This window comes from Nostoc sp. PA-18-2419, from assembly GCF_005869855.1.
Lineage (GTDB): Bacteria > Cyanobacteriota > Cyanobacteriia > Cyanobacteriales > Nostocaceae > Nostoc.
In genome coordinates, this window is record NZ_SZNH01000037.1 from 54,600 (window position 1) to 61,439 (window position 6,840).

Consider the following 6,840-nt stretch of genomic DNA (forward strand, 5'->3'; position numbering starts at 1 on the left):
CATTCTAATTCTTATAATGACAAACCACGTAGGTCACGCTCTATTTTTAGTAAATGTGGTGAGTTCATGATTGCTTATTTACTTTTCAATGGTTGTTAAATATATTGTAAATATCTTTTTTAGACGATATCTACTACCAAAAATATTGGTTTTTTATGACTGTTGTTTGACGGCTGGAGGAGTCGTATTTGAGTAGGTATTCGCGGGCGATCGCTTCGTTTTCTCGCAGTGCTTCAACTTCTTTCTTTCCAATCTCGGTGTCGGTAGATAACAAAATTACTTGGTGACTAGCAGATGGAAAATAACGTTCAACTAAGTTACTGCGGTGGGAAGAGTCTAGTCTACCTAGTGGCGTATCGATTGCTACTGGTAATCGGTGTCCAGAGATTTTGGCTAAACCCCAGAGGAAGGCGATCGCTAGTAGTTGTTTTTCGCCCGCCGAGAGGCGATGTTTAGGGACTGGTTTACCATTGAAATCGTACAAGTGAAGTCCAAAAGTATTGCTATCAATGGCGATGCGATGCACTAAATCTGATTTGTGGAGGAGATAAAGGAAGCAATTTTTAACTTCTTCCTCTAATTTATTAAGCTTTCTTAAGGTTAATTTTTCCCGGAAAATCTTGAGCGTTTCTTGAACTTTCGCCACTGAGGTAATAATATGATCTTTATTTTTACGTTCAATATTTTCTACAGTATATTCTTGTAATTCTTTTTTGGTCTTGTCAAGTGCAGTTGCTAACTCAGCTAACTTCTGGCGAGTTATCTCATAATTTACTTTAGCTTCAGAAACTTTATTTTGTGCTTCTTCCACAGCTTCGCGCAGCTTTTTATAGGTTTCTGGTTCTGCTGCTGTTTGCACTTGTCTTGCTAAATTGATAATTTCTTCTTCTAAAATTTTGAGAACATTTAATTTTTCTTTGGTAGTATTTAAAGCATTTTGCAAATAATATCTTACATTATCTAATTGACTCAAACTTTCCTCATCAGCTAATAACCAAGGTGATTCTGATTGGGAGTTGGCTGTATATAAGCTATCAATATCTTTAGCTAAAAAAGAGTTAATTTTATCAACTTTATCAGAAGCGATCGCTAATTCACTTAGCCAGTTGAGTAACCGTTTGTCTCGTTCAAGTAAAACATCTCTAGCTAACTGTACCTGTTGATAGCGAAATTCATTTGCTCCCTGTGCTTGTACCTGATTCAGTAAATTAGAAATTAGCTCTAAAGGTAGCACATCAGCAGCTAATTCACACATTGACTGCCGAATGTTTTCTGCTGCGGCAGTTTTCTCTTTTTGTTGTTGTTCTAGTTGATTGCGTTCAGCAGCGATTTTACCCCCTTCCGAAACAAATTTATCTAAAACTTCTCGCTGTATGGTTTCTAATTCTTCAAGTTGACTTTTTAAATGGGCTAATTTCTCTTCTCTAACTAAATAATCTTCTTGCTGCTGCGTTAACCTTTTTTCAATTTCTTCTATATTAGCTAAATCTTTAGTATCAGCCATTTCTTTACGTTTGCGGTTGACTAAAATCTCCAAATCAACTGCTAATCGGTCAGATAATTCTAGTCCTAAAAGTCCGCGAATAGCTTCAATTACAATTAGTGGTGGTGATTCCTGTTCTGCAAGATTTCTTACTTGTTCACCATCGAAAAGAAATAAATTAGAAATTCCTAATGGCAGTAGATTTTCTATATAGTCATCCCAAGTATTCACCAAAGATTCAACAGGCCAAGTATCATCATCGCCTAAAATTCCCAAAGAATCTTTACCATCTTTAGGATTTTTTGCCCAAGTTCTGACAATCCGATATTTTACTGGTTTATCATCTTCAATGTGTTCAAAAACTAATTCAATCCGGGTTTTGTCAGCAGGGTTAGCTTTACTATTAACACATTGGTTCAGAAAATCGCTATAACTCAAATTCCCACGGGTAGAACATTGAGCACGATGACCATAAAGAGCTAGACGAATAGCATCCATCAGTGTAGTTTTTCCCCCACCATTCATCCCACCTAAAAGGATAATTGGGCGCGGATTTTCATCTTTTCTTGGGTCAAGATTGATTACTTGTCTTCCAGAGTAAGGGCCAAAGTTTTGTAGTACAAGTTCAAGAAATATCATTGATATTTAAGAATAAAATATATGGCCAATGAAATTCACCCAATATTATCCCGTTATTTTTATAGGGTGTGCATTGCCCACCCTACCATATTTTTTACTAGTCGAATTACAGTCACGTTGTCATAATGTGCTTAGTTAAGATACTCATCACTTCTCCAGGGTTGGGACTAGGTAATAAAGGACTCCATTCATTAACTTGAGCAAAACCCAACTTGTGAAGGGTGAAAATTGTGTTGTTAACACCTGTTTTAGAACCATAAATTACTATTTTTACAGACTCTCTCCTTGGTGTTGTTTCCTGAGATTCGTTGGCACAAACAAGTGGCGAGGTAGTTGGAAAGGTATCTGCCAAAAAGCTTTTAGTCATTGAGATTTACCTGATTGTTGGTGAGATACTCTGTTACCATTAGGTAACATAACTATCTTACACTTTTAGTTACCAATAGGTAACATTTACTTGGTTATGTGCCTTTGACACAATCAAAGGCATGGGAAAAGCAGGAAAAGCGCTGAAACAGGTGTTGGAAATCTACGGTATTAGCCAAAACAAGTTAGCAGTAACGATAGGAACAGGACGACCAAATGTTCACCGATGGGTAAACGAGATTAGAGATCCTGTTGCTGAGACGCTGCTAGAAATTCGAGATGCACTGAAGAAAATTAATCCAGCCGCAGCAGAAGAGTTTATCAGGCTGTACTTGGGAGATGCTGACAAAGATGAACAGCAAACTTAAAGCTTCGTCTCTCTATTTTTAAATTTTATATTTGCCCAAGTCTTAGCCTCATCAGCAGATTGTGTAGTATTGGTTACGTCAGCTTGTGCATTTGTAACGACAAAATCTGCTAAAGTTAGCTGCTTAACTTTTTCAATATCACCTTGTTCAGCTGCTGTTTTTAAATCCCGTTTCAAATGAGCATTTTTCACCGCTTCATCTTTAGAACGCGAACTAGTAATAAAGCATTTTTCTAATGTGTCGTAGATTCCCACGCGCCGCGACATTTTACGAAATTGGCGTTCTGTGTCTAACAATTTCGCCATAAGTTCCAAGTGCATCGCGTCACCTTCACAGATTTCTTCTAATACAGCCCATTCATCGCTACCTAATAAGCTAAGGTCAGCACCAGGACGGGGGTCTTGAAATTCTTCGCCAGTTACTTCTTGATAAATGCGGGGTAAACTATCATCAAATTCGTGTTTGTCTTCTAGCCAAATGCGGCGAATTTCGCTCATTTCTTCGAGAGTAATTAGGGTGATGTCGCGCATATTTTCTGGCGCTGTGCGACGGGTTTTTGTTTGCGCTTCTAATAACCGTCTGAGCCAATGTTCCCGCCAATATTTAGTATAGGGGCCAGGTATTGGTACAACAGTTGTTTCCCCATCTTTATTGCGTTCAAATAGTTGGACATCTCCCCAAATCCTTCTAAAATCTCTTTTGTCCCAGTCCTCTTTAATATCTAGTTCATTACGAATATCTAATAGAGGCTGCATCCATTCTTTCTCTTCATTATTTTGGATCATTGCCTCCATCGATTTATCCTTACTAACAATTGTGCAAACCCAGCACCCAAATCGTGAATCACCGCAGCTAGGAGTAGAAGTATCAACAACTAATGGACATTCATTATCGGCTGTCGCACCTCGATACATAGTGAATAAGTCTTTGTTGCTATATCCCCAAGAATTTTGCCACTGATTTAAATAAATCCAAACTTCATCAGTACGCCAATCTTCGATAGGAAGATAAATCAATGAGTTAGGTCGGTTGGGATTAGTATTTATGTGATCACGTACCCGCCACTCTCTATGTTTAGCCATCGTAGCAGCACGTTTAGTACTTTCAGCCTTGCGTGTACCTAAGACAAGAAGTACTTCACCATTAGACCTAATAACTGCACGGATAAAGCTATCGGATGGTTGAATTTTAAGGCGTTCAGTACACCATCTAAATCTGTTTCGCGGCGCTGGGTAGCCTTTCCCAATTAAGTTTACCCAAAAGGTATCCTTAATTGCAGGATAAAGCAAATGGGGTTCAATTGGCATTTCTTGCTCTTTAGCAGCAACTTTCATCTGTTCTAATGAGTTACGTACCCAAACAGAGACTACAGGGTTTTCTACCAACGTATCAGTTGTAATAACATGGATTGTTTTAGTTCTCTTTTCCTCGGGGAGTCCTGCGATCGCATTCCAGATCAGCTGTAAGGTAGCAGTACTATCTTTTCCACCCGAATAGCCCACCACCCAAGGTATCTCATCTAAACAGTATAATTCTTGAATTTCAGTGGTGAGAGCTTGGATATAGTCCACTAACTCTGCTACAGTACGTACTTGCTGATTTTTATCTTCTTGCTGTGGTGCTGTAGCCATTTCTCCTTACCTATTGAAACATGGACATTCTTCACCCTTCCTTGAATTGTTCTCAGGGTAGCCACTGTATTGTACAGACTTTAAGGCAAAAAATTAATAAATCCATAATCTTAACACGAATTGTAATTTCATATTTTATACAAAATTTTTAAAAATTAACATGAAAGACTCTGACCCAATTGCTGATATCGCTAGAGATTATATGGAACGGGAAAATAAGGAAAAACAAGTACTAGCTTTACTCCTGGAGAAGTTTTTAGGAAGAAAAGATCAGATTCTCGTTCAAAAAACCGAAATGGGTGGTACTGAGGCTTATGTTAGTTCTGTTACATTGGAATGGTTTGCAGGTCGTGTTCACTTTGCCTCTGGCTTACCTCTGTTTCAGAAAAAATACAATCCAGAGACTGATAATGTCGAAATTGACGCGGATAGTATTGATGAAATTCAGCAGCGTCCCCTTGATTGGTCACGTCAAGCACCGCTAGTCCAGTATTTAGCGGCTAGACACAACCACAAGTTTCTACCAGTACTGGTAGTAATTAATCAAGGGTGGGTGGATAATCCTAAAGCTGCTGAGTGGGATAGCGAAGGACGCGCCACAAAGTCTACTACTGATTTCATCCCCCTAGATAAAGACGGTAAAGTAGGTCTGCTAAATATTTCTGAGGATGATGTCACTATTTATGCCTTAGATGGTCAACACCGATTAATGGGTGTACAAGGGTTGATGGAGTTAATCAAAACTCGTAAGCTTCAGCGCTATAAAAAAGATAAAGGTGCTGATGACAGTTTTATTACAGTAAATGATTTGATAGAAAAGTACCAAGTAGACCTTGCTTACTTGCAAAATTTACCCAAGGAAAAAATTGGTATTGAGTTCATCTGTGCGGTAGCGGCTGGAGAAACTCGCACCCAGGCGAGGCGGAGGGTAAGATCGATTTTTGTTCATGTCAACCTGATGGCTGCACCTTTGACTAAAGGTCAGCTAACACAGTTGAATGAAGATGATGGTTTTGCGATCGTTGCTAGAAAAATTGCAGTTACACATCCACTATTAGAACAACGACAAGAGCGCAATCCCCGCGTCAATTGGAATAGTGTAACGGTAGCTTCCAATTCTACAGTTTTAACGACTTTGCAAGCTCTGCAAGATATGTCTGAGCGATATTTGGCTCAAAAGTTCCCCCACTGGAAACCCTTGGAGAAAGGTCTAATTCCCATGCGTCCAGAGGATGAAGAACTTGAGCAGGGAATTGAGGAATTTACCAAGCTATTTGATTATTTGGCTAGTCTTTCGAGTTATAAGATTTTAGAACACGAGGATACACCAGCTTTACGGCGCTTCAGCTTTGAGAAAGATGGAGGTGAAGGAAATATGCTTTTTCGTCCAGTTGCTCAAGTTGCATTAGCACAAGCTTTGGGAATTTTGGTTTTTAAAAAAGGTTTTTCCCTGGCAGATATTTTTAAGAAACTGCGGAAGTTTGATCAGCAAGGTGGTTTTAGTGGTATGGAATATCCCCAATCTCTCTGGTATGGGGTTTTGTATGACCCAAATAAAAAGCGGGTGCAGGTTGCTGGACGAGATTTGGCGGCGAAGCTATTGATTTACATCCTGGGTGGAATTCAGGAACAGATGGAACGTGCTGAACTTCGTAAGACTTTAGCGGATGCTAGGACTGTGGAAAATAAAACAATAGGTTTTGATGGCGAGTTTGTTGAACTTAAGCAAGTAGGACTTCCACCTATCCTGTAAGGATTGTATATAAAATGACGTTTCTGTAGTAGCATTTAGCCAAAGTATAAATGTATAATTTTGTGAGTGTCCAGTTGGGCATAAAACATAAGCAAGGCGTTCCGTAGAGCGCAGGAAAAATAAATGCCTACAAAAATAACAGCTCCTTTCTTTGCTACTGCTGCTTGTAAAGCATACAAAGAGGACAAAGAGTCCAGTCGAGTAATTTGGAATCTGACAGTCCCTGTATGCGAAGTGCCTCAAGGTTTACCTCTAGATCCCAATGCCAGACTAGCCAACGAAAATCGGCGGACTGTAAAGAGTAGACCTCTTGCAAAAATATTTTATGGTATGATATTGGGTTTTGTCGCTTGAATCAATCTACTTATGCGATACGAGCAAACAAAAAAGTTATCGAATCGGCAGTTCAAACGTTTGGTTGGGGTGCAACAACGCACGTTTGATGAAATGATTAAGGTGTTAAAAGATGCAGCTAATTTGAAGCAAACACGAGGTTATCCAAACAAGTTAAGCTTGGAAGACCAAGCTTTAGTTTGCTTACAATATTGGCGGGAATACCGAACTTACTTCCACATTGCTAGTGAGTGGGAAATATCAGAA

At 39.1% G+C, this 6,840-nt stretch carries 7 protein-coding genes; 4 read left to right on the forward strand and 3 right to left on the reverse strand.

The features are described 5' to 3' along the window. Window positions 1–133 precede the first annotated feature (133 nt). A complete protein-coding gene (dndD, locus tag FCR06_RS26665; RefSeq protein ID WP_138505145.1) occupies window positions 134–2,122 on the reverse strand; it encodes a DNA sulfur modification protein DndD in 1,989 nt (662 codons plus the stop codon). A gap of 112 nt (window positions 2,123–2,234) precedes the next feature. Continuing rightward, window positions 2,235–2,489 (reverse strand): hypothetical protein, encoded by a 255-nt coding sequence (locus tag FCR06_RS26670; protein ID WP_138505147.1) that lies wholly within the window; start codon window positions 2,487–2,489, stop codon window positions 2,235–2,237. 121 nt (window positions 2,490–2,610) lie between these two features. Between FCR06_RS26670 and FCR06_RS26675 the strand changes: the two genes are divergently transcribed. Then, on the forward strand, window positions 2,611–2,856 hold the full coding sequence (locus FCR06_RS26675) for a helix-turn-helix domain-containing protein (protein ID WP_138505149.1): 246 nt from the start codon (window positions 2,611–2,613) through the stop codon (window positions 2,854–2,856). On the opposite strand, the gene dndC is transcribed toward FCR06_RS26675, so the two are convergent. Then, the gene (gene dndC / locus FCR06_RS26680) at window positions 2,853–4,487 is read right to left on the reverse strand and encodes a DNA phosphorothioation system sulfurtransferase DndC (protein ID WP_138505151.1); all 1,635 of its coding nucleotides are present in this window, start codon (window positions 4,485–4,487) and stop codon (window positions 2,853–2,855) included. The genes FCR06_RS26675 and dndC overlap by 4 nt on opposite strands. Before the next feature lie 160 nt (window positions 4,488–4,647). Between dndC and FCR06_RS26685 the strand changes: the two genes are divergently transcribed. The 3 genes from FCR06_RS26685 to FCR06_RS26695 form a co-directional block, all read left to right on the forward strand. Then, window positions 4,648–6,240, forward strand: a complete 1,593-nt coding sequence (locus tag FCR06_RS26685; RefSeq protein ID WP_138505153.1) for a DGQHR domain-containing protein — start codon at window positions 4,648–4,650, stop codon at window positions 6,238–6,240. Window positions 6,241–6,363: 123 nt separating this feature from the next. Next, complete coding sequence (locus FCR06_RS26690) at window positions 6,364–6,594, forward strand: hypothetical protein (RefSeq protein ID WP_138505155.1); 231 nt, start codon at window positions 6,364–6,366, stop codon at window positions 6,592–6,594. A gap of 12 nt (window positions 6,595–6,606) precedes the next feature. Next, window positions 6,607–6,840: helix-turn-helix domain-containing protein (locus tag FCR06_RS26695; protein ID WP_138505157.1), on the forward strand; the 234-nt coding region annotated here is incomplete at its 3' end.